Origin of the sequence: Clostridium sardiniense (genome assembly GCF_016907995.1) — a bacterium.
Taxonomy (GTDB): domain Bacteria; phylum Bacillota; class Clostridia; order Clostridiales; family Clostridiaceae; genus Clostridium; species Clostridium sardiniense.
On the sequence record NZ_JAFBDA010000004.1, the window covers coordinates 183,678 to 207,134 of the forward strand.

General features: G+C 29.6%; 15 protein-coding genes, 5 tRNA genes, 2 rRNA genes and 1 other annotated feature. Of the genes, 4 read left to right on the top strand and 18 right to left on the bottom strand.

Annotated elements, in window-relative coordinates; translation table 11 throughout:
* Positions 1-45: 45 nt before the first annotated feature.
* Together JOC62_RS05485 and JOC62_RS05490 are read right to left on the bottom strand one after the other, a co-directional pair.
* The gene (locus JOC62_RS05485; protein WP_204594220.1) at positions 46-1,152 is read right to left on the bottom strand and encodes a Gfo/Idh/MocA family protein; all 1,107 of its coding nucleotides are present in this window, start codon (positions 1,150-1,152) and stop codon (positions 46-48) included.
* Positions 1,153-1,578: 426 nt separating this feature from the next.
* Positions 1,579-2,370, bottom strand: coding sequence for a DUF1189 family protein (locus tag JOC62_RS05490; RefSeq protein ID WP_204594221.1), 792 nt, complete (start codon positions 2,368-2,370; stop codon positions 1,579-1,581).
* A gap of 156 nt (positions 2,371-2,526) precedes the next feature.
* Between JOC62_RS05490 and JOC62_RS05495 the strand changes: the two genes are divergently transcribed.
* The 3 genes from JOC62_RS05495 to JOC62_RS05505 all read left to right on the top strand — a co-directional run bounded on the left by JOC62_RS05495 (position 2,527) and on the right by JOC62_RS05505 (position 5,236).
* Positions 2,527-3,423 (top strand): hypothetical protein, encoded by an 897-nt coding sequence (locus tag JOC62_RS05495; protein ID WP_204594222.1) that lies wholly within the window; start codon positions 2,527-2,529, stop codon positions 3,421-3,423.
* Positions 3,392-3,808 carry a L,D-transpeptidase gene (locus JOC62_RS05500; RefSeq protein ID WP_204594223.1) on the top strand — a complete coding sequence of 139 codons (417 nt, stop codon included), beginning with the start codon at positions 3,392-3,394 and terminating at the stop codon, positions 3,806-3,808. Before JOC62_RS05495 ends, JOC62_RS05500 begins: the two co-directional genes overlap by 32 nt.
* A gap of 75 nt (positions 3,809-3,883) precedes the next feature.
* Complete coding sequence (locus JOC62_RS05505) at positions 3,884-5,236, top strand: CCA tRNA nucleotidyltransferase (RefSeq protein ID WP_204594224.1); 1,353 nt, start codon at positions 3,884-3,886, stop codon at positions 5,234-5,236.
* Between the two features lie 87 nt (positions 5,237-5,323).
* On the opposite strand, the gene JOC62_RS05510 is transcribed toward JOC62_RS05505, so the two are convergent.
* From JOC62_RS05510 to JOC62_RS05540, 7 genes are all read right to left on the bottom strand, one after another.
* Complete coding sequence (locus JOC62_RS05510; RefSeq protein ID WP_204594225.1) at positions 5,324-5,743, bottom strand: GtrA family protein; 420 nt, start codon at positions 5,741-5,743, stop codon at positions 5,324-5,326.
* Between the two features lie 86 nt (positions 5,744-5,829).
* Positions 5,830-9,546 (bottom strand): helicase-exonuclease AddAB subunit AddA, encoded by a 3,717-nt coding sequence (gene addA / locus JOC62_RS05515; RefSeq protein ID WP_204594226.1) that lies wholly within the window; start codon positions 9,544-9,546, stop codon positions 5,830-5,832.
* A 2-nt stretch (positions 9,547-9,548) separates the two neighbouring features.
* The gene (gene addB, locus JOC62_RS05520; RefSeq protein ID WP_204594227.1) at positions 9,549-12,998 is read right to left on the bottom strand and encodes a helicase-exonuclease AddAB subunit AddB; all 3,450 of its coding nucleotides are present in this window, start codon (positions 12,996-12,998) and stop codon (positions 9,549-9,551) included.
* 116 nt (positions 12,999-13,114) lie between these two features.
* Positions 13,115-13,205: transfer RNA gene (locus JOC62_RS05525), tRNA-Ser, on the bottom strand.
* 28 nt (positions 13,206-13,233) lie between these two features.
* A tRNA-Ser gene (locus JOC62_RS05530) sits at positions 13,234-13,324 on the bottom strand.
* A 334-nt stretch (positions 13,325-13,658) separates the two neighbouring features.
* Positions 13,659-13,749: transfer RNA gene (locus JOC62_RS05535), tRNA-Ser, on the bottom strand.
* A gap of 208 nt (positions 13,750-13,957) precedes the next feature.
* A complete protein-coding gene (locus tag JOC62_RS05540; protein ID WP_204594228.1) occupies positions 13,958-16,549 on the bottom strand; it encodes a YfhO family protein in 2,592 nt (863 codons plus the stop codon).
* A gap of 157 nt (positions 16,550-16,706) precedes the next feature.
* Between JOC62_RS05540 and JOC62_RS05545 the strand changes: the two genes are divergently transcribed.
* Positions 16,707-17,519 (top strand): Cof-type HAD-IIB family hydrolase, encoded by an 813-nt coding sequence (locus JOC62_RS05545; protein ID WP_204594229.1) that lies wholly within the window; start codon positions 16,707-16,709, stop codon positions 17,517-17,519.
* A gap of 59 nt (positions 17,520-17,578) precedes the next feature.
* On the opposite strand, the gene serS is transcribed toward JOC62_RS05545, so the two are convergent.
* From serS to JOC62_RS05590, 9 genes are all read right to left on the bottom strand, one after another.
* Positions 17,579-18,853: a serine--tRNA ligase gene (gene serS / locus JOC62_RS05550; protein ID WP_204594230.1), complete on the bottom strand. Its 1,275-nt coding sequence runs from the start codon at positions 18,851-18,853 to the stop codon at positions 17,579-17,581.
* Between the two features lie 69 nt (positions 18,854-18,922).
* Positions 18,923-19,129, bottom strand: a binding site (T-box leader).
* A gap of 71 nt (positions 19,130-19,200) precedes the next feature.
* On the bottom strand, positions 19,201-19,434 hold the full coding sequence (locus JOC62_RS05555; RefSeq protein WP_204594231.1) for a DUF1667 domain-containing protein: 234 nt from the start codon (positions 19,432-19,434) through the stop codon (positions 19,201-19,203).
* A gap of 17 nt (positions 19,435-19,451) precedes the next feature.
* Entirely contained in the window at positions 19,452-20,867 is a 1,416-nt protein-coding gene (locus JOC62_RS05560) for an NAD(P)/FAD-dependent oxidoreductase (RefSeq protein WP_204594232.1), read from the bottom strand.
* 36 nt (positions 20,868-20,903) lie between these two features.
* Positions 20,904-21,413 (bottom strand): transcription repressor NadR, encoded by a 510-nt coding sequence (locus JOC62_RS05565; protein WP_204594233.1) that lies wholly within the window; start codon positions 21,411-21,413, stop codon positions 20,904-20,906.
* Between the two features lie 39 nt (positions 21,414-21,452).
* Positions 21,453-21,959: an HD domain-containing protein gene (locus JOC62_RS05570; RefSeq protein ID WP_204594234.1), complete on the bottom strand. Its 507-nt coding sequence runs from the start codon at positions 21,957-21,959 to the stop codon at positions 21,453-21,455.
* Positions 21,960-22,093: 134 nt separating this feature from the next.
* A tRNA-Ala gene (locus JOC62_RS05575) sits at positions 22,094-22,169 on the bottom strand.
* A 4-nt stretch (positions 22,170-22,173) separates the two neighbouring features.
* A tRNA-Ile gene (locus JOC62_RS05580) sits at positions 22,174-22,250 on the bottom strand.
* 6 nt (positions 22,251-22,256) lie between these two features.
* Positions 22,257-22,373, bottom strand: a 5S ribosomal RNA gene (gene rrf, locus JOC62_RS05585).
* Between the two features lie 54 nt (positions 22,374-22,427).
* Positions 22,428-23,457 (bottom strand): 23S ribosomal RNA (locus JOC62_RS05590); the annotation flags it as partial.

Genomic DNA, 23,457 nt, shown 5'->3' on the forward strand with positions numbered 1-23,457 from the left:
GACCATATTCCTAATAATTCATCTATTGTCTTTCCTACAACTGTATTAAAACCTTTCCTCCAATTTTATTCTGAATTCTTTAGTATCCATTGGGAAAGTAATCATTTCATTGTTCCATGATGACAAATATGCCCCATTAATTATATATAATGAATTTATAGCTTCCTTTACAGGACACAACACAGTTGTATTACCTGCAATAGAATCTATGAAGTTGTTTACAATAGCAGCTTGCTGTATTGAATTGTCTGCATCATCAAATGTAAATTCTTGCTCTTTGAACGGAATTTTTCCGTAGACTTCATCTGTTGTATTTGCATAATTTTTTTCATCTTGTTCTAATTCACGGAATAGCAAGTTTTGATCATCAGATAAAATTACCTGTCCTTTACTTCCTATTATCTCCAAACGGTTACTTCCTGGAAATTCCCTTGAAGATGCGATGAACTGAGCAGTTGCACCATTCTGATATTCCATATGCAACATTACATCATTTTCTACTTCAATTTTACGCTCAGCACCGTAATAACAAAATGCATGAATATTTTTTGGCATACCACATAGCCAGATCAACAAATCTAATTGATGAGAGGCCTGTGTCATCAATAACCCGCCTCCTTCTCCCTTATATGTACCCTTCCACGATTGTGCATTATGGTATGCCTGAGTACGATACAGGTTTGTAATTATCCAGTTGACTCTCTTTAACTCTCCTATTTTCCCTGAAGAAATCAGATCCTTTATTTTGTTAAAGGCCTGACTGGTTCTTCTACAATACAGTACACCACTTAAAATATTAGGATGCGTTTCTACGCACTTCATAAGTTTTTCCACTTCATCTGAAAATACCCCAACAGGCTTTTCAATTAATGTGTGAATGCCTGATTCAATAGCCTTGATTGCCATTAATGGATGGGTAAAATGTGGTGTACAAATCATCACCATATCTATCCTTCCAGACTTAATCATATCTTCATAGTTTGTAAATAATGAAACATTTGTCAAATCATATTGAGAACATATACCTTCCATACGTTCAAAATTTCTGCTTGATAAAGCACAAATACGACACCCCTTAATTTTATTGCTGACAATTAATTTTATATATTCTTCAGCAATATATCCAATTCCCGCAATCCCTAATCTTATCATTTTTTTCCTCCCCAAATTATTATTTCTTATTAGTTCATAACAATACATATGCTTTCTGTTACTACATCACATAAGCTGGTCTACATATGGAAAGTGTATTTTATTTTTTCTTTTATAATTCTAACCCTTATAAAATCATATCTTACAACTTTTGTATGTACAAAAAACTATATTTAATTCATTTATTTTATAAATTACTTCTATAACAGCATATTATAAACCTTTATTTTTCTAATAATATTTTTCTATTTAAGGTATTTCTTTTTCTTCTTCTCAATAAAATCTTTTTTCAATAATTTTATTTTTTAAAAATAGGATATCCTTGCTTATATAATTTTAATTTAGCAAATAATACCATAAAATTAAGATATTATTTATAATAATGTAATAAAGGTGATCTCTAAGAATTAGAAATCACCTTATATATTATAATTTTATTTTCTTTAAAAGATCCTTTTTTATATACCTTAATATAAATGCCACGTATATTATTGTCCCTGCCATAAATGCTGTATCAAAATATATATCTGGCCTTATTAAGCTAAATGGTAGCAATATTAAACTTGGAAGTGTTGCTGCATAAACAGATAATGAATACATTGCTGATGCCTTCATTCTTAACCCCATTATCATTCCGATTATTATTGAAAAAGCTGCTATTATTAAGCAATTAAGTAAGTATGTTGTGAAGTATTGGAATATTGTAAATCCTACTGTAATCGGAAGTATAACAACCGATGCAAGTTTTAATTGCTCGACAATAGTTTTATTAGTATATTCTCCTGTAAATGCATCTTTATATAATATATCTTTATTAACTCCTCCTGAACCTACTTTAATTCCATCTTTAAGAAGTAATATATACATGTCTCCATGAACATATGCATCCTTTAATCCTTCTGCTTGATTTAAATCTTTATTACTATCTATATAAACAACTATATTATCTTGATTAAATTTAACTGGACTATTTTTCATTTCTAATATTCCATTTTTTATTGAAAAATCATACTTGGGTTCATTAAGTTCTATGATACCTTCATTTATATTATTTTTAACCCTAAATCCCATGTATACACCTTGTATACCACCGATTATAAGACTTAGAATAAGTGCATATAATATAGCTTTACCAAGTCCATATCTTACATATTCCGAAAATTTTTCTATGTTATATATATTATTTTTTAGCTTACTAAAAAAACCATCTCTCTTCACGTTCTCTACTCCTTTAAACTACTTTTCTGTAATTATTTTTTCCTAAATCCTCTTTAACTATAGTAACATACTAAATTACATTATTAAATGTTTTATGTTTAATATTCCAAAATTTGGTCAAGTATTAAGATAAATATTATTTTAGGAGGGATCAGCTTGTCAGATATGAAAGAACTTAATAATACACCAGATGAAAATATAACCAATATACAAAAAGATAATGACTTACAAGAAGATAAACATACTATTAATGAGGACAATCTAAATGAATTAGAAGATAAATTTTATAAAAGGTTTAATCCTAAAAAATTAATTCCAGCATTAATAATTATTATATTTATAACTGCAGGTATAGTAAGTTATCAAGCTTATCAATATAAATCGCTAATGGCTACCTTTAAAGATAATTTTGATTCAAGCAATTATTCAGAAGCTAATAAATATATTGTAACTTCAGGAAATTCTAATATATTTAAAGCATTCTTTTTAGAGGATGATTTAGAAACTTATTTTAGAGTAAAAGCAACAGATCTAAAAAATAAGATAAGTCTAAATGAGATTTCAAAAGATGATGCTTTAATAGTATTTAATGAAATGAATAGGTATGATCTATTGAGCTCAAATTTACAAAATGATTCTTCTGTTTTATCTCAAGGTACAAATAACGATACTCCCCTATCTAAAGGTATCTCTGAGTTTGAAGATGGTAAATATGAAGATGCAATTGCAACATTACAAAATGTCCCATCTAGTGATCCAGGCTATCAAAATGCTACAAATTATATAGCTAAATCTAAAGAAAAACTAAAAGAAGATCTTCTAAAAACAGCTAATGACTATGAAAAAAAAGAGTATTTTACAGCTGCTATTAATTTAATAGAAAGTAAGCTTATTTTACTTTCTAATGATAAAGATTTAGTTAAAAAAATTGAAGATTTAAAGACTTCTAAAGATAATTATCTAGCAAGTCAAAAATCTTCTACTGCTCCAGCGAGTTCTTCACAATTAGTTAGTGCAATAAATGCTTCCAAACATAAATTCATTAGATATTGAAAGTTTAACTGATTATCTAATATATGTAGATACTACATCTCAAACCACTAATGTTTATACTGGTTCAAAAAATAAATGGAACTTAAAAAAATCAATGAAATGCTCTACTGGTATAAAAGGGAAAGAAACTCCATCCGGTGTTTATACTATTCAAAATAGAGATGAATGGTTTTTCTCAGAAAAGTTTAATCAAGGCGGTAAGTATTGGGTCCAATTTGATGGAGATTATCTTTTCCACTCACTACCTTATGATAAAGATAAGCAAAATGTTCTTGATACAACATTAGGTACACCTGCATCACATGGATGTATAAGATTATCCTTAGAAGATTCTAAATGGCTTTATGATAATGTAACAAAAAGTACTAAAGTAATAATTAAGTAGTCCCTTTATGTTTTAAATACCTTATCTATTAATTTATAATATAGATACGGTATTTTAATATTATAGGAGGAAATCATGAATATAAATATTCCGGATAAAGTTAAATTTATAATAGATACATTTTATGAAAATAATTATGAAGCGTTTATGGTAGGAGGCTGTATAAGAGATTCTTTACTTTTAAAAGAGCCTAAGGATTATGATATTGCAACTTCTGCTACACCAACAATAACTGAATCACTTTTTGACAAGACAATCCCAACGGGTATAAAACATGGCACTATAACAGTACTTATTGATAAAGAGCCTTTCGAAGTTACAACATATAGGATTGAAGGTAAATATAAGGATAATCGAAGACCTGATGAAATCTCTTTTGTTACAGATATTAAAGATGACCTTTCAAGAAGGGACTTTACTATAAATGCCTTTGCTTATAATTCTAGAGAAGGTCTTAAAGATTATTTTAACGGACTAGAAGATCTTAAAAATAGAATTATAAGAACAGTGGGTAATAGTGATAAACGATTTAATGAAGATGCTCTTAGAATACTGCGTGCTATAAGATTTTCTGCTCAATTAAATTTTGAAATTGAAGAAAATACTTTAAATGCCATTAAGAAAAATAAAGAGTTACTTGAAAATATAAGTGCTGAAAGGATACGTGATGAGCTTTGTAAGATATTAATATCCGATAATCCACGAAAAGGACTTATTTTTTTAAGGGATTGTGGAGTTTTAAATATAATAATTCCAGAATTAATACCACTTATAGGTTTTAATCAAAGAAATAGATATCATCATGAAGATATATTTAACCATACCCTATCCGTAGTTGAGAATACTCCAAACAATTTAGCATTAAGACTTTCTGCACTATTTCATGATATAGGCAAACCAGATTGTTTTTTTATTGATGCTGATGGTAATGGAAGATTCTTTGGACATAACAATGTTAGTGAAGAAATTGCTGAAGGAATATTAACTAGATTACACTTTGATAATAAAACAATTAAAACTGTATGCATTCTTATTAAAGAGCATATGAATGTTTTAGATAATCCAAGTAACGTGGCAATAAAAAGGCTTATAAATAGAGTATCAGTAGATAATATTCACTTACTATATTCTCTTCAGGAAGCAGATATAAAATCACTTAAAATTCCTGACAAAGCATTATCTAAACTTAATATTATGAGAGATAAAACTAAATTTATTTTAGAATCAAAGGCTCCAACGTCTACAAAGGATTTAGCTATAGATGGAGGTACATTAATAAGAGAATTATCTTTAGTACCTGGAAAAATTATTGGAGATACACTAAACCATATTCTTCAATTAGTTCTGGATGACCCTGATTTAAATAATAAAGATATTCTATTAAGCGAAGCGAAAGAATATCTAAAAAATCTAGATAATACAAAATAAAAATCTTATTAATAAAAATAATAAGGTTGTATTAGAGCTAAATTAATCTAAATAGGCCAAAGAAAAAGCTTAACTTAGAAATCTAAGTTAAGCTCTTTTTCTAAATACATATAGTTTACTTAATATATAATTTAATATAATAACAATAATATTTATTATAATCTTACTTGCCATATCTTCTATATGAATAACCGATACAAACAAATACATAAGTCCCATATCTAAGGCACCTGTTGCTCCTCTTGATATAGTAAAATCAACTAATTCTTTAGTTACTACCTTTAAACTATAATTTCTACTATCAAATACATATATTTTATTAGTTACAAATGCAAAAATTACAGAAGCTATCCATGCTATTATGTTACTTGCCATTAATCCAATTCCAAATAATCTTGTACATAAGAAAAAGCTTATGATATTAATTGCTGTAGTTAATACGCCAAATACTATATATAATATTTGTTCTCTAAACTTATTATATAACTCAATAATTTTCTTCAACATAATTTCCTCCTAAAAACTCCTTAAGAACTACTCTACATTAATCTATAATATCATAACTCTTTCTTTTCATCATATTTTATTTAAAATTAAATCTCTATTTCCTCTTCTGGATAGAATAGATAAAGATATCTACTCTTTATTTTTTTACCTGTTATTTTTTCTAATGCTTGAGTATAATAATCAAGCTGAACCTTATATTTCTTCTTCATCTCTTCTTCTATATTATCTTTAATATAATCAGTTTTATAATCTACAAGAACTATCTCTCCATCCTCTTCAAAGAAAAGGTCTATTACCCCTTGAAGTCTTACTTTCTCATTAATTGATTCATCTGATAAATCCTCTTTTACTTCTTTAGCACTTATACTTGTGTAGAATGGTAATTCTCTATGCACCATCCCCCCATTTTTGTATACCTTTAGTATTCTCTTTCCTATTTCACTTCTAAAGAAATTAAATATTTTAAATGGATTAACAGCCTTAAATTCATCCTTAGTCAAAAGCTCATTTTGTACCATTTCTTCAAGTTGTAATTTTATTTCATTTAATGAGCCTATTCTTTCATAATCTATCTTTTGCATTACAAAGTGAACTGCTGTACCTTTCTCAGCTCCTGATAGCCCCTTTTCTTCTTGAAGGAATCTTGGCTTTAAAACAATCTCTTCTTTAAATAATCTTTCCCCACTATAATCGACTTCAACCTCATATCCAGCCTTTTTTAAATCTGAAACAGAAAAATTACTTTTAATAGTTGTTGCTTCTTTAAATTTGTATCTATATCCAAGTCTTCTTCCTATTTCTTTATCCACAGTTTCTTCTTTGCAATTTATAAACAACTCATCATCAATAGATATTTCATCCACAACATCTAATTTTTTTTCCACAATTATATCATTTCTATCCCATAATTTAACCTGCCATGTGGATAAGTCATCTTTAGCTATTTCATTTGATACTCCTATTCTTTCCCTAATTACTTCACCATCTTTATGTTGGCAAAGAGCCATTCCAATCCAATCTAAATAACTTTTCCCCTTAAATACTTCAGCTGGGGATATTCTTTTTTGTTCTATGATTGCAGATTGAAACCACTTTTCCACAGTTTTATCTATATCACGAGTAGCTCCAGTTATAATTAATTTCTCTTTTGCTCTAGTGAATGCAACATATAATATCCTCATTTCTTCAGATAAAGTTTCCAACCTAATTTTCTTCTTTATAGCTTCCTTAGGTAGCGTTCCATAACTAATTCTCTTTCCTAAGTTTATATAATCTGGACCAAATCCTAAATCATCATGGTGAAGAATTGAATTATTTAAATCCATTAAGTTAAATTGTTTTCCAGCTCCAGCTAAAAATACAACAGGGAACTCTAATCCCTTACTTTTATGAATACTCATAATTCTAACTACATCTTCATTTTCACCTAATATTTTTGCACTTCCCATATCTCCTGATGATTTTCTAAGCTTATTTATGAAATTTATAAAATTAAATAGACCCTTAAAACTAGTTTGCTCATATTGCTTTGCCCTTTGGAATAGTATCTTTAAATTTGCCTGTCTTAATACTCCATTTGGCATAGCACCAACATATCCATAGTAAGCAGTATCCATATATAGATACCAAATAAATTCATCTATTGGCATGTATACAGATTTATTTCTCCACTTATCAAGATAATTAACTAGCTTATCACACTTACCTTTAAGTTCATCGGTAGCCTCTTCTTCATCTTTTGAAATAGAAATTATATTTTCATAGAAATATTTATCTCTATTTATCATTCTAATGTCACTAAGTTCTTCGGCTGTAAACCCCATAAAAGGTGATTTTAATACTGCAATCATAGGTACATCCTGAAGTGGATTATCTATAATTTTAAGAAGTGACATTATAGTTCTAATTTCTATTGACTCAAAATATCCGGCACCTGTATCTGCATAGACAGGTATACCCTCTAATCCTAATTCATCTAAGAATACTTCTGACCAGTTCTTAGTTGCTCTTAAAAGTATTACTATATCTTTATACTTAAGAGGTCTATATTCTCCTGTATCTTTATCTAATACTCTAAAATTCTTTTCATTTTGCTGTGACATAAGTTCATTAATTCTTTTAGCTACAACTCTAGCCTCTAAGTTCATTGAATCTATATCTTCATCATCTTCTATTTCATCTAAATCTCTAGTATCATTTTTATCTAATATATTAAGTTCAATAGGTCCACCTGCATAACAATTATCTTCTTTTATATATTTAAAACTTGCACCTAAATTTAGAGACTCTTCATCTGTATATTCAAGCTCTCCAACACTAGTTGACATAACTTCTTTAAAGATAAAATTAACACCGTTTATAACTTCTTCTCTGCTTCTAAAATTCTTATAAAGTTGTATAACTCTATCAAGCCCACCTTCTTCTTTAGAATAAGTATTATACTTTTCTAAAAATAACTCTGGCTTTGCCTGTCTAAATCTATATATACTCTGCTTAACATCTCCAACCATAAATACATTTGGATTATTAGTACTCTTTCTTGATACAAGATTTATAATAGCCTCTTGGACATTATTTGAATCTTGATATTCATCTACTAATACCTCATCAAAGAACTCTCTAAAGTTCTCAGCTACCTTAGATGGTTTTATCTCTCCATCCTCATCCTCTTCTATAAGAATCTTTAAACATAAATGCTCTAAGTCATTAAAATCAAGCATATTTCTTTCTTTTTTGCTCTCACTAAATCTCTTAGAAAAATCTAATGTGATTTCTACAAGCTTTTTCATAAATGGATATGAAGCTTGTATTCCATCTAAAGATTCTTCTGGAGTCATAGAAAATACTTCATCTTTAAGCTTTCCTATCTTCTTCTTTACTTGATCTCTAATGCCCTTAACTAACTCTTGAGCTTCTGGATCACTTACATTATTTTTTCTTATAGATTTAAGTCTACCGAAGGATATCTTAGAAAGTCCATGATAAATATCATTAATCCCTTCATTTAAACTGTCGTTTAAGTTAATAAGTGCTGATAATTCGTCGTTAAATACATCTAAGTATGGTTCTATTCCTTCAGTATTTGATATAACATCAATCGCTTTATGATACATATTTATAAAGCTATCAACTTCCATTCCTATATCATTTTTTAGCACTTTAACCCACACTGTATCATCTAGTTCATCCAAAGATTTTATATTAAATTCTTCAGCCTTTTCCTTAAGCCATCTTTCTGGCCAAGGTCCACTCATTGAGAATCTATATAAACCTAATATTATCTCTTTAAGTTTCTCATCATCCTTACTTCCTGAGTAAGCTTCAACTAAATTGAAAAACTCTTTATCATCATTTTCATATAAATCCTCAAATAATTCATCTATGATTTCATTTTTTAATAGTGTACCTTCTGTCTCATCACCGATTCTAAAGGCGGGATCTAAATCTATAGTATGGAAGTTATTTTTTATAACATCTAAACAAAAGGAATGCATAGTTGTTATATTGGCTCTACTTAAAAGTGTTAACTGCCTTTGAAGGGTTTTAGAGCTAGGATTTCTTTCAAGCTCTTTTGTTATTGCAGCAGCTATTCTTTCTCTCATCTCTGAAGCCGCTGCACTTGTGAATGTAACTACTAAAAGTCTATCTATATCTATAGGATTCTCTATATCTGTTACAATTCTTATAATTCTTTCAACTAATACAGCAGTCTTACCTGAACCTGCTGCAGCTGCTACTAATAGATTACATCTTCTAGTTTTTATTGCTTCCAATTGTTCATTGGTCCATTTTGTTTCTCCCATTCCTATTCTTCCTCCTCTCCTTTAACTTGACTCTCAATTTTTTGCCATACCTCATCATCACTCTTCTTTATGATAAGCTTATATTTATTATCTTTTATACTAGTATCAAACTGACATATAGCTGAGTAATCGCAATAATTACAATATGCTCTTTGATTATTTTTAGTTGGCTCTATTTTTATCTTTCCACTTAACATATCAGTACAAAGCTCTATCATCTTCATATTTACGTATTCTCTTAATATGTTAAATTGCTCCTCTGTTGCAACAGAGCTTCTTGATGAAAAATCCCCATCTTTTTTGAAGCTAGCTGGAATTATAAGGGAATATGTGTCCATAGTGTTATCCATTGCCCTTACAAGCTTAGCATCTTTTAATATAAGACCATTCATTTTAAGTCTATCTAAAACTTGCTTTTGAATTTCTTCATCATCTAATCCTTTATTGCTCTTTATTATAGGGTCATCTATTTTAAAATAAAGTATTGCACCTGGTACAGCACCTGTATTTAAAATATGTTCTGAATTTCTAAGTAGCGCATCTAAGTACACTAATAATTGAATTTGAATGCCATAATATAATTCTGTTAAGTCAAACTTCTTAGCCCCAGATTTATAATCTATTACTCTAAGATAAGTATTACCATCCATATTTAAGGTATCAATTCTATCTATTCTACCAGTTAGATAAACTCTTTCTCCAGTAGGTAAATCAAGCTTTATTGGCTCTCCACCATCCATTGATCCAAATTCAAATTCATTTCTAAATACTTCGAATTCTCCTCTTTTCATTTGCTCCGAAATAATTGATACTGATTTTGTAATAACTCTTTTAAATCTATCAGTAAAGTACTTATATCTCTTTGTACTATTAAGTATTGAATTAGCATCTTCTTTAAGTTTCACATCAATTAAACTTCCAACTATTTCTCTGCATTTTTCTCTATTTAATTCTGACCATGCTAATTTTTCTTCTTTAACTTTATTAGTAAACTTATCTAATATTTCATGCATAAATGAGCCCAAATCTGGTGCAGAAAACTCATATATCTTTCTATCTTTAGCTTTCAATCCATATTGAACAAAATATGAAAATGGACATTCTGCATACTTTTCAAGCCTTGAAACACTAAATCTTAAATTGCCATTTTCATTTTGGTACAGTTTCCTAATCTTTTCTCTTGGAATAACCTCTCCTGTGTTGGAATAATCTATACCTTTGAATATTGTACTAGTCTTCTCTTCAAAACCTTCATGCTTCATATACCAGCTAAATACATCTCTCCAATAACAATCAACTTCTTCTCTATCAGCCTGCTTTCTAAGTGCTAATATAAGTTCATTAAAAGTTGGTACTGGAGTTGTTATTTTATTAAATTCATCATATTTTTGAGGGTAATTGAATATATCACTCTCTTCTTTTAAATTGCTAAGAATTCTTTTTAACCTAGGTATTATAATTGATGGTCTAAGGGATTTACCTTCAAAATCTGCCATAGGATAAGTAACCATTAAATATCTACTTGGTATAGTAAGTGCAGTATAGACCATATACTGTTCTTCAAATGCCCTTGCCTTAGTTGTTGACGCAAGTTCTATTCCCATATCCTTTAATATATCTCTATCTCTATCTGATAGTATCCCTTCATCCTTACTTGCCGCTGGTAACACCCCATCATTAACTCCAACAATATAAAGTGCCTTTACTTCTCTTCCCTTAACTCTTGCAATATCACCTATATTAACTTGATCTAAAGCAACTGGTATAACACCTATCTCCTTAGTTTCAAATCCTGCATTTAGGACCTTATAAAACTCTTTTGGTGATACCTCATCATCTCCAATTACATCGACTGCTTGATCTAATATCTCCATAACCATTGATGGAACTTGCTCATACTCTTTGATTTTTCCCTCTAAGCCTTCTTCACTAAATACTTCTATCCACTCATCTATTCTATTAAATACATCTAATTCTAGTAATAATTCATATATAGCAGTACAGACTTCTCTAACAGATTTCTCACCTTTTATTTTTTTATGGAATGTCATAAGAGGTGCTCGTACTTCTTCCATTATTTCTTTTATTAATAACTCATCTTGATTCTCATAAACATCCTCACTCTCAAAATATCCATCATTAACTTCTTCCGTAGTCCATCTATATCCTTTCAATCCATGGGCTAATATATAATTCTCAAGAATATCAATGTAGTTTCTATCAATTTTTATAAGTCCACTTTTTAAATACTTAAATACACTTTCATATGACCAATTTTGTATAAAAATCTCAAAGGCTGACATTATTAATATAACTAGTGGATTACTTAAAACTTCTATCTTCTTATCTAAGAAGTATGGTATATCATATTGATTAAATACTACAGAAGTTATCTTCTCGTATGCTCCAATATCTCTACAAACAACTGCTATATCTTTATATCTATATTCTTTATCTCTAACTAACCTAATAATATCTTTAGCTATCATATCAATTTCATCATAACTATTATTAGCTTTATATAATCTTACATCTTTATTTTTTCCACTATAAATTCTAAAAGGATACGTAAAGAAATGTTTCTCTATATGTTTTAATTCTTCACTATCTTTAAATCTATAAGGATATTCTTTATTTAAATTTATAGGTTCTAAGTAACCTATGTTATTTTCCTCCATAAGCTTAATGATTCTATTTTCTGTACTCTTTAATGCATTAAATATATCTGTTACTTCAGAGTCTTTTCCATTACCTGACTCATCCATACATAAAGTTATATTTATTTTGCTTGCACTAAAGGCTAATTCTCTAATCACATCAAGCTGCTGTGGAGTAAATGTTGTAAATTCATCAATCCATATTTCCGCACCTTCATAAATATTGCAACCTTTAAGCTTATTAGCTAGTATAGTAAGCTCATCATCTCCATCTATTACATTATTTTCAATTCTTCTATTATATTCATTATAAAGATCAGCTAAATCATTAAGCTTTTCTTTTAATTCTTCAGCTTCAGCTCTCTCTGCTCCATCTAATAATACTTCCTGGGAAATATTATACTTTTTAAATTCTGTAAGAGTTTTTGATACTATATCAATAAATCCCTGTTGTCTAGCTATCTTATTAAAGTACTCAAGCTCCTCACCCTTTTCCTGAAGAAGCTTATAAATAAGCATACTCTTTCCCTCATCTTTCATATTTTGATGAACTCTTCCGCCACATTCATCAAATACTCTTTGAGCCATACTCTTAAAGCTTAAAACTTGCGCTCTTAAAAGTGCCCTTTCTCCAGCTATATCTAAAAGTTTATTTTCTGTTTGGAATGTATATTGTTCTGGAACTAATAATATTAACTTATTTTGTTCTTTATTATCTAATTTTTTTCTTATCTGGTCTAAGCAAAATCTACTTTTTCCACTTCCTGCTCTCCCATAAATAAATCTTATTCCCATAACTAAACTCCTATTTCTTTAATTTACATATTTTAATTATATCCTAATTGCATAATTTATCTAACAAAATAATTTAATATATAAAAAAAGCACCTAACAAAAAGTTAGATGCTTTATGGCGGAGAATCCGGGATTTGAACCCGGGCGCCAGTTGCCCGACCTACGCCCTTAGCAGGGGCGCCTCTTCAGCCACTTGAGTAATTCTCCAAGTGCCTTCTATATTAAAAAATATATGTGGCGGAGAGAGTGGGATTCGAACCCACGGTACCCGTGAAGGTACGCCGGTTTTCAAGACCGGTGCCTTAAACCAACTCGACCATCTCTCCGTATCAAAGACATTTACTATTATAGCAACAGAGCACTATACTGTCAACACTTTTTCTAAAACTTTTTTCTTTTTTTCATAACAATAAAATAGTAAAGACACCAAGATAAATCTCAGTGTCCTTACTTAATATATTTTAATCACTAGGCTCTATTTTAATAAAGTTAATTATAAAATATAAACTTATTAGTGCTCTTGAATCTTAAATATTGAATTCATTATTCAAAATTATATTTTACATATCGCTCTACACTTTTTATCATTTTTATATTCTTCATTAATCAACTTATTTTTATGTGAAAAAAAACCTGTTCTTACGAACAGGTTATGCTCTCTGGCGGAGAGAGTGGGATTCGAACCCACGGTACCCGTGAAGGTACGCCGGTTTTCAAGACCGGTGCCTTAAACCAACTCGACCATCTCTCCATGCGAAACACAAGTAGAATTATATCAACATATATTTTTTATGTCAACTACTTTTTAAAAAAAATTAGTTATTTAGTATTTTATTAAAGAAATGCTAGATATCTTATATATAAATATAAGATATCTAGCAAATATACTTTAATTTATTTAGTAGTGTACATATTTTATATATAAATTTATATTTCTTTATATAATCTTACCATATAATTTAATTACGTCCTTTTTTCTTATAAAGACATACAATTATTATTAATCCTAGTGCTACTATTGATATCATACTACCTAAATATAAACCTTCTGGAACAAATTTAAATTCAACTTCATGTACTCCATTTGGTACACTTACCCCTATTAATGAATCAAGTAGTTTTATTTTTGGAACTTCATTACCATCAATACTAACAGTCCAACCTTGATCATACGGAATTGATGTATATAATATATTTTTTGAATTAGATGAGTTTACAGTTCCTTTTATATCAGTATTACTAAAGTAATTTATATCATATTTATTTTTAGACATCTCTTTATAGTCTTTTCCGTAATTTTTTATATTTAAGTAATAAAAATATTGATTTTTTATATTAAATTTATCTTTTTTAAGCTCAATTTTAAAATTCAGCTTCTCAGCAATATTTTGCTTACCTAAAGGTATAACTTTATAGTTGTTAGGTGAGAAATATGTTATTTTCTTATTATTAAGATATATTTGGGCATCATGAATCTTATTAGTCTCAATAAATGCATATAAAGGATTGCTGCTATTATTATTCATAGTAAATTCTATATATGCTGGCTTATTTTTATTTTCCTTATTATATTCTTTAGATCCTTTAATGTCTTTTACTGTTAAATTAGTTAACTTAATATTATAATCAACTTTTCTATAATATTGGTTTTCGTTATTACTATAAATCATAGAATTTAAAATATCATTTTGTATTTTAAATGGATTTTCTTCATCTTTTATGTTTAAGTTAGTGATATCTTTATTTACCATGAAACCTAATGGTAGATAATAAGGATTTTCATATATGTTTATTCCGTGAGTAGTTCCTAATAACTTATAGTAGTTATTATATAATCCTTCCTCATTCTCCTTAGATAATATATATTTTACATCAAGTAATGAATTTGCTGTTACTGTTGACGTCATACCTTCACCAAATAACACTTTATTTGACATATAACCCATTTTACCTAAAAAATCTTTTACACACACCTTATACATTGAGCTAAAGTGAGATAATCCATTATAGTTTAAAAGCATCGGATCATTCATATTATATACAAAGTTCTTATCTATTCTATAAAAATCACTATCTTTATTCTTTATATTGTTCAAAATACTATCTAGCTCTGAATTATACTTTACAAATTCACTTCTTTTTGCATAATCTAGTTTCGTATTTATCTCCAATGCATGTATACAAAGTTCTCCAAGCATTAATATCATTATAAGAAAAGTGGCTAACTTATCCCAACTTATTTTATCTTTTTTAATTATAATAAAAATGGAATATGCTAATGCTAATATTGTGCTTAATATAACATTAAACTTAGATAAATATACATAATTTAACTTAAACATAACCATTGAAAGTACACATATTGATATTAATGTTATTACTATAGATTTATTTGATATTTCTTTTATATTTATATAAGCCTTATATGCTAATAAAATCATAAAGAAGCTAAATAAAAATGAATATCTATATGGAAAACCAACTGGCTTGTTAAATCCATGCCATATGTAATCAAATTTATTTACATAAAAGCTTACTAATAAAATACCAACAACTATAAGCGAGCAACTTTTCTCTCCTCTTTTTATGCCTTTATTAAAGAAATATAATATAAATAAGATTCCTATAAATACTCCACAATATATATTAGGTAATCCCTTTAAAATATCGTTATTAACTAATCCATTTATATAGAATTTAGATAATATATCAAACATTTTAAAATTAGCTTGTATTGGAGTTGAGAAAAACTCAAATTTAGCTTTTCCACCTAATAATGCATATACAGTTGGTATCAAGACAAATGAACTAAGAGCTCCACCTAAAATAGAACCTACTAAAAAATATTTAAATCTATTATATATAACTGATTTAGAAAAATATTTCTTATTGTAAATACTTAATATAGTAATTCTGTATATAAAATATATAACTGAAAATATACATATTATAAATCCTATGTAAAAATTAGTTATTATACATAATGCTAATGTAATTATGTATAGCAAAATTTTCTTCTTATTTATAATATTATCTATACCAATCAAAACTAATGGAAGTAATATAACTCCATCTAACCACATAATATTTGATTGATACATTGTATTATAGGCCATCAATGCGTATGCTGATGAGAATATAATTGAAAAATAACCAAAATTTTTAAATGATTTCTTTAAAAATATTGATAATGTTAATCCACATGTTCCTATTTTTAATAACGTTATAACTAAAATGGCTTCTGTAATCATCGATTTTGGAAATAATGCTAATATTATATTAAATGGACTCAACATATAATAGGCTGTAAGTCCAAACATATTTCCTCCCATTTCTTTCGTAAATGAATATAATAGATTTCCATCACCTAATAAGGCATTTCTAAACGCGCTAAAATAACTTACATATTGTCCCCTCAAGTCTCTAAATAATAATGTTTTATCTCCAAAAGGATATATTTTAGAAATTGCATAAACTATTAGCATTATTATTATAGGAATTAAAAATGATAATAAGTATATACTTATATTATTTTTCCTATTATTTTTCATATTTTTACCTCCACTACTATAATATTTATTATTATCTATAATATTTCATATGATACATAACATTTAAACTATATTATAATATTTCTAAATTGAATAATATAACTATTTATATTATAATTATTGGAAATTTATATTTTAACGAAATTGGAGGAACTTTATGAATTTATACATTTCAGATTTAGACGGAACTTTATTAGATAGCACCGCTAAACTTTCTAATTACACAAAATCCACTCTAAAAAATCTTATGAAAAATGGTTTAAACTTTTCTATTGCAACAGCAAGAACTCCAGCCACTGTTGTACCTATCTTATCAGATATTGATATAAATCTACCTGTGGTTGTAATGAACGGTGCTGCAATATATGATATAGAAAATAATAAATATTTGAAATTTAACCCTATTTTACCTAATCCAATAGATAAAATACTATCTATATTATCAGAAAACAAAATTTCTGCATTATCATATACACTTTGTGATAATCATATAAACGCATACTATGATAAAATTAGTAATCATGTTGAAGAAAAATTTATAAAAGATCGAGCAGGAAGTCCTCATAAAACCTTTATAAATGCTTCTTTACCTAAAGATTCAAATGTTCTATACTTTTTACTACTAAATAAAAAAGATATCGTAATGAATATATATAATAAAGTAAAAGATATAGAAGATATATATGCTATTGCTTATAAAGATGTTTATAACGAAGGTTTTTATAATTTAGAAATATATAGTAATAAATCTTCAAAAGCTAATTCTATAAAAGAAATTATGAGCCTTTTTAACTTTAATAGATTAATTTCTTTTGGTGATAACTTAAATGATATTCCTATGTTTGAAATATCTGATGAATGTTATGCAGTAAAAAATGCTGCAAAAGATATAAAAAATTTATCCACTTCAATAATTGACTCAAATGTTAATGATGGAGTTGTTAAGTATTTAAAATCATTATCTTTATAGAATTTTTCATACAAAATAGCAGGTATTCATTAGATTCCTGCTATTTTGTATATTTTATGCTACTTTATTACGTCCACACCCATATATCTCTTTAAAACATCTGGTACTGTAACAGTTCCATCTTCATTTTGGTAGTTTTCAAGTATAGCTGCTACTGTTCTTCCTACAGCTAATCCTGATCCATTTAATGTATGAACGAATTGAGGCTTACCCTTTCCGTCTCTAAATTTAATATTAGCTCTTCTAGCTTGGAAATCCTCAAAGTTTGAACAACTTGAAATTTCAACATATCTATTGTAACTTGGCATCCAAACTTCTAAGTCAAACTTTAATGCTGCAGTAAATCCTAAATCGCCCTTACAGATTCTAACTTTTCTATATGGTAATCCTAACTCTTCTAGAACTTCTTCAGCATCTTTAACTAACTTTTCTAATTCATCATATGAATCCTCTGGTCTTGAGAATTTAACCAATTCAACTTTGTTGAATTGATGTTGTCTTATAAGCCCTCTAGTATCTCTACCTGCTGATCCAGCTTCTGCTCTAAAGCAAGCTGAGTAGGCAACATGCTTTATTGGAAGTTCTTCTCCATTTAATACTTCATCTCTATACATATTAGTTACTGGTACTTCTGCTGTTGGTATTAAGAAGAATCCATTATTCTCTACTTTAAATGCATCATCTTCAAATTTAGGTAATTGACCAGTTCCAGTCATACTATTTCTATTAACCATATAAGGAGGTAATATTTCAGTATAACCATGATCATCTGAATGTTTATCCATAAAGTAGTTAAGAACAGCTCTTTCAAGTCTAGCTCCTAATCCTTTATAGAATGTAAATCTTGAACCAGCAACCTTTCCTCCTCTTTCTGCATCAAGTATACCAAGGTCTGCCCCTAAATCCCAGTGAGCCTTTGGTTCACCTTCAAATACTCTAGTTTCTCCCCATCTCTTAATCTCAACATTATCAGCATCAGAGTCTCCTTCTGGTACTTGTGGATTTGGTATGTTTGGAATTCTAAGCATTATATAATCCATTTTCTCATTAACTTCAGCAAGCTTAATATCATGTTCTTTTATTTCATTTCCAAGCTCTTTCATCTCAGCCATTATTGGAACTACATCTTCTCCAGCTTTTTTAAGTTTTGGAATTTCTGCTGAAACTTGATTTCTCTTACTCTTTAATACTTCGACTTCACTTAAAATATTTCTTCTTTCCTCATCTAATTTAACTAATTCATCAATAATAGTTACATCAAAATCTTCTCCTCTGTTAGTTAAAGCTAACTTGATCTCTTCTGGATTGTTTCTTATTCTTTTTAAGTCTAACATTTCTATTTCCTCCTAAAATCTATTTAATCATTTAATTTTTTACATATAAAAAGAGCCTATTATCCCTAATACAGGGACGAATAGACTCCGCGTTGCCACCCTAATTGATAAGAAAATTTTCCTTATCCTCTTAATAAATTTAACGATTCACACCGTACTGCTTGTGTTCACAGTCCCTCAAAGGTGGATTCATATTAATTAAAACTATCAGTTTACACCAACCACTGACTCTCTTAAAGCCTAATTAAAATTACTTATCCTTATCATCGGTTTAAAGTATTTTATACGATTATCTCTAATATATTACATTCCAAGCTTCTTTGTCAATATTTTACTCAATATATTTGTTACTCATTATCTATTCTTTTACTACATACAATATCTATACCTGTATTTAATATATTTTTACATATAATATCTCCAGTATTAATAGGCGTACTTGCATATATTCTCCCTATAACTTTAGAAAACTCTTTCCATAAAGCTATATCAACCTTATCACTACTCTTTACAGGTACAACCTTATGCTTAATATCTCCTTTAATTCTCACAACACTAGTGAAAATATCTTTCTTACCCAAAAGTATTCCTCCCTAAACTAGACCTCATCAAATTCCTTTATTCTTCCTGATACAATTTTAGAATCTTTTGAATTTCTAACTATATCAGTTGGGCTTTTATCCATTTCCCTTGCCAATATGTTTACTATTTTTCTAATACAATATGATCCATGGCAATTACCATATCCAGCTCCTGTTCTTTTTTTAACGCCCTCAACAGTTCTAGCACCAAGTGGTCTTCTAATACAGTCTACAATTTCGCCTTCACTTACTTTATTACATGCACATATAATATTTCCATATCTTCTATCTAGATTTATTATTTCATTTATTTCATCTCTATTTAAATTTTTAAATCTATAAAATTCTCTTCTCTTATCAACAAAATTTTTCTTTAATGTAGAATTCATTCCGTTGACTATGTCATTTCTTATACTCTGCGCAATAGCTGGCGCTATAGTTACTTTACCATAATGCTTACCAGTAACTCTTATATATCCATCATTGAATTTACTATTATCAATAACCATTTCATCTCTTTTATATACTTCTCTAATCATTTCACTAATGTCTTCCTTAGTTACGCTAGGTACGATACATTTACTAAAATAAACACCCTTATTAGTATCTAATACATTTGTATTCTTAACACCAAACATAGTACCACCATTAATCATAGGAGAACTTATAACAAATGTTTGCTCATCAATAACATTAACAACTATCTTTTTAAGACTATTTTTAATTTTATCCTCAGCTAAAAAGTAGTTCATTTTCTTTTGAATTATTTCCTCTGATTTTTCTTCTATCCTGTTATTATCATAAACATATATTTCGTCTGGAATAGTATTTATAACTACCTTACATTTAAATTTATTTTTGCTTGTAATTACATCAAATCCCTTAGTTGTTTTGGTAGTTATTTTAGATATATTTAAAACTTCCTCTTCTAGCCTAAAATTAACCCCGTTATCAGCCGCTACTTCTGCATATGCTATTGATAAGTGATAAGGAGCTATTATAGCTGTATTTTTTGAATATAAAGCCTTTTTTACCTCTATATCTAAATTAGGCTCTATCTCTTTTATTTCACTATCATTAACTAATTTAACTCCAGATATACCTCTATCTTTTGCATTTAAATACATTTCCTCAAGCTTAGCACATTGTGCATCATTAGTAGCTATTCTAAGATAGCCTACTTTCTTATATGGAATTTTAAATTTCTCACAAGCTTCCCTAATGAGACCACTCCCTATATTCTCAAATCCAGCCATAACTTCATTAGAAGTTTCTGACCCATCATATACAATAGTAGTATTTACTACAGCAATATCATCTGCAACATCATATCCTTTTTCAATTAATGCTATATTAAGGTTATACTTTGAAAGCTCATATGCAACAGCGCATCCAACTATTCCTCCACCTAGTATCAATACATCATAATCCATACTTTTGATATACCTCCATATTTAAAGTGTAGCCATTTAAGAAACTACAAACCCCTTATCTTTTAACTCTTTCTTTATCAAATCCATATTAATCTCATCATCAGCCGAAATGGTATGTATGTGAACGCCATTTGTTAAAACTGATAGCGGCTTAGCATGGTTATTCTTATATTTCTCTACAAAGTTATTTATATCATTCAAATTTTTTATCATTAGCATAGCTTTTATTTCTCCATACATAGGATGTTCAACAATTACATCTTCTATAATTCCGCCATACTTTATAACTATCTCCAATTCTTCTCTAATACTATCACTATCATGAGACACTGCAATTATAGATTTAACTCTATTTTCTTCTTTAGCTATAATGTACCCATCTGGAGTAGCTATAATCTTATTTCCTCTTGCCCTTAATATAGCGATGTCCTTAACTATTATCTGTCTAGTAACTCCATATACTTTTGCAAAATCAGTACCTTTTATAGGATCATTATTTTCTATTAATTTTAATAAAATATCTTCTCTTCTTTTCTTTGAATCCATTTTTCTCTTATATATCCTCCTTAAATAATTTTAGCATCCTTAATTTTTGTTATCACACTCTCTTATTATTTTAAGATATATATTATCTTCTGATTCTTTAGACTCTTTATGGTGCTTCTTTACTACTTCTAGGAACTCATTATCATATCTATATAAGTCCTCTAATATTCTAACACCTTCTTTAGGATGATTATAATACACATCTATTTTTTTAATATTAGTATAATTTCTAAGACTTCCTTTAGTGAACTTATCCAATATTACCATTATAGACTTATCCATTACATTTAATGATTTCATAGTCTTCCCTACATCATGTAAAAGAGCCACCTTGGCTAATTTATTCTTATTAATCTCTATATTTTCTTTATTAACTTTTTTTAATGCATCATTACAAACTCTAATACAATGTTGCTGTTCGGATACATTTAATCTATTAAATATTTCTATTTCTTTTTTGTTTAAATATTTTTTTATTAGCTTATTGTCTATACTTTGCCATCTAGAAGTTACATGCCAAAAAAATTGTTTAACTCTATATATCATTTTTAATTCCTCAAAACTTTAAATTCATTAAAAATATTTTATTTCTTACTTTATAATATCATTTAGATTATATCTTATCAATTTTATATAAACAAAAAAAGCTATGAACCTAAGTTCATAGCTTTCCACCTATTTGGTGGAGATAAAGAGATTCGAACTCTTGACCCCCTGCGTGCAAGGCAGGTGCTCTCCCAACTGAGCTATACCCCCAAAATGGTGGACCTTCAGGGACTCGAACCCCGGACCTACCGGTTATGAGCCGGTTGCTCTAACCAACTGAGCTAAAGATCCAATTGGACCTGGCAACGTCCTACTCTCCCACACAGTCTCCCGTGCAGTACCATTGGCGCTATAGAGCTTAACTTTCCTGTTCGGAATGGGAAGGAGTGTTTCCTCTATGCCATCATCACCAGATTTCAGATTGTTCTCTGAAAATTGCACATGAATTTTTGTTGATCGCTTTTTCTATTGGTCAAGCCCTCGACCTATTAGTATCGGTCAGCTGAACATATTGCTATGCTTACACCTCCGACCTATCAACCTTGTGTTCTTCAAGGGGTCTTACTAGCTTACGCTATGGGAAATCTCATCTTGAGGTGGGCTTCACGCTTAGATGCTTTCAGCGTTTATCCCTTCCCGACTTAGCTACCCAGCTATGCTCTTGGCAGAACAACTGGTACACCAGAGGTCAGTCCATCCCGGTCCTCTCGTACTAAGGACAGCTCCTCTCAAATTTCCTACGCCCGCGACGGATAGGGACCGAACTGTCTCACGACGTTCTGAACCCAGCTCGCGTGCCGCTTTAATGGGCGAACAGCCCAACCCTTGGGACCTACTTCAGCCCCAGGATGCGACGAGCCGACATCGAGGTGCCAAACCTCCCCGTCGATGTGAACTCTTGGGGGAGATCAGCCTGTTATCCCCGAGGTAGCTTTTATCCGTTGAGCGATGGCCCTCCCACGAGGTACCACCGGATCACTAAGCCCGACTTTCGTCCCTGCTCCACTTGTAGGTGTCGCAGTCAGGCTCCCTTCTGCCTTTGCACTCTACGAACGATTTCCGACCGTTCTGAGGGAACCTTTGGGCGCCTCCGTTACTTTTTAGGAGGCGACCGCCCCAGTCAAACTGCCCACCTAACAATGTCCAGTCACCAGATTCATGGCGTCCTGTTAGAACTCCAGTAATATCAGGGTGGTATCCCAAGGATGACTCCATCAAGACTGACGTCCTGATTTCCCAGTCTCCCACCTATCCTGTACAGATAATACCGAAATTCAATGCTAAGCTACAGTAAAGCTCTACGGGGTCTTTCCGTCCAATCGCGGGTAGCGAGCATCTTCACTCGCACTACAACTTCGCCGGATTTGCAGTTGAGACAGTGCCCAAGTCATTACGCCATTCGTGCGGGTCAGAACTTACCTGACAAGGAATTTCGCTACCTTAGGACCGTTATAGTTACGGCCGCCGTTTACTGGGGCTTAAGTTCACACCTTCGCTT

Bases quoted from the DNA above. Each gene is read 5' to 3' on its own strand.
- JOC62_RS05560 (WP_204594232.1), bottom strand. From the start codon at position 20,867: ATGGATTATGATGTATTGATACTAGGTGGAGGAATAGTTGGATGCGCT.
- JOC62_RS05500 (WP_204594223.1), top strand. From the start codon at position 3,392: ATGCTTCCAAACATAAATTCATTAGATATTGAAAGTTTAACTGATTAT.
- JOC62_RS05510 (WP_204594225.1), bottom strand. From the start codon at position 5,743: ATGTTGAAGAAAATTATTGAGTTATATAATAAGTTTAGAGAACAAATA.
- addA (WP_204594226.1), bottom strand. From the start codon at position 9,546: ATGGGAGAAACAAAATGGACCAATGAACAATTGGAAGCAATAAAAACT.
- JOC62_RS05485 (WP_204594220.1), bottom strand. From the start codon at position 1,152: ATGATAAGATTAGGGATTGCGGGAATTGGATATATTGCTGAAGAATAT.
- serS (WP_204594230.1), bottom strand. From the start codon at position 18,853: ATGTTAGACTTAAAAAGAATAAGAAACAATCCAGAAGAGATCAAGTTA.
- JOC62_RS05565 (WP_204594233.1), bottom strand. From the start codon at position 21,413: ATGGATTCAAAGAAAAGAAGAGAAGATATTTTATTAAAATTAATAGAA.
- addB (WP_204594227.1), bottom strand. From the start codon at position 12,998: ATGGGAATAAGATTTATTTATGGGAGAGCAGGAAGTGGAAAAAGTAGA.
- JOC62_RS05540 (WP_204594228.1), bottom strand. From the start codon at position 16,549: ATGAAAAATAATAGGAAAAATAATATAAGTATATACTTATTATCATTT.
- JOC62_RS05505 (WP_204594224.1), top strand. From the start codon at position 3,884: ATGAATATAAATATTCCGGATAAAGTTAAATTTATAATAGATACATTT.
- JOC62_RS05545 (WP_204594229.1), top strand. From the start codon at position 16,707: ATGAATTTATACATTTCAGATTTAGACGGAACTTTATTAGATAGCACC.
- JOC62_RS05570 (WP_204594234.1), bottom strand. From the start codon at position 21,959: ATGATATATAGAGTTAAACAATTTTTTTGGCATGTAACTTCTAGATGG.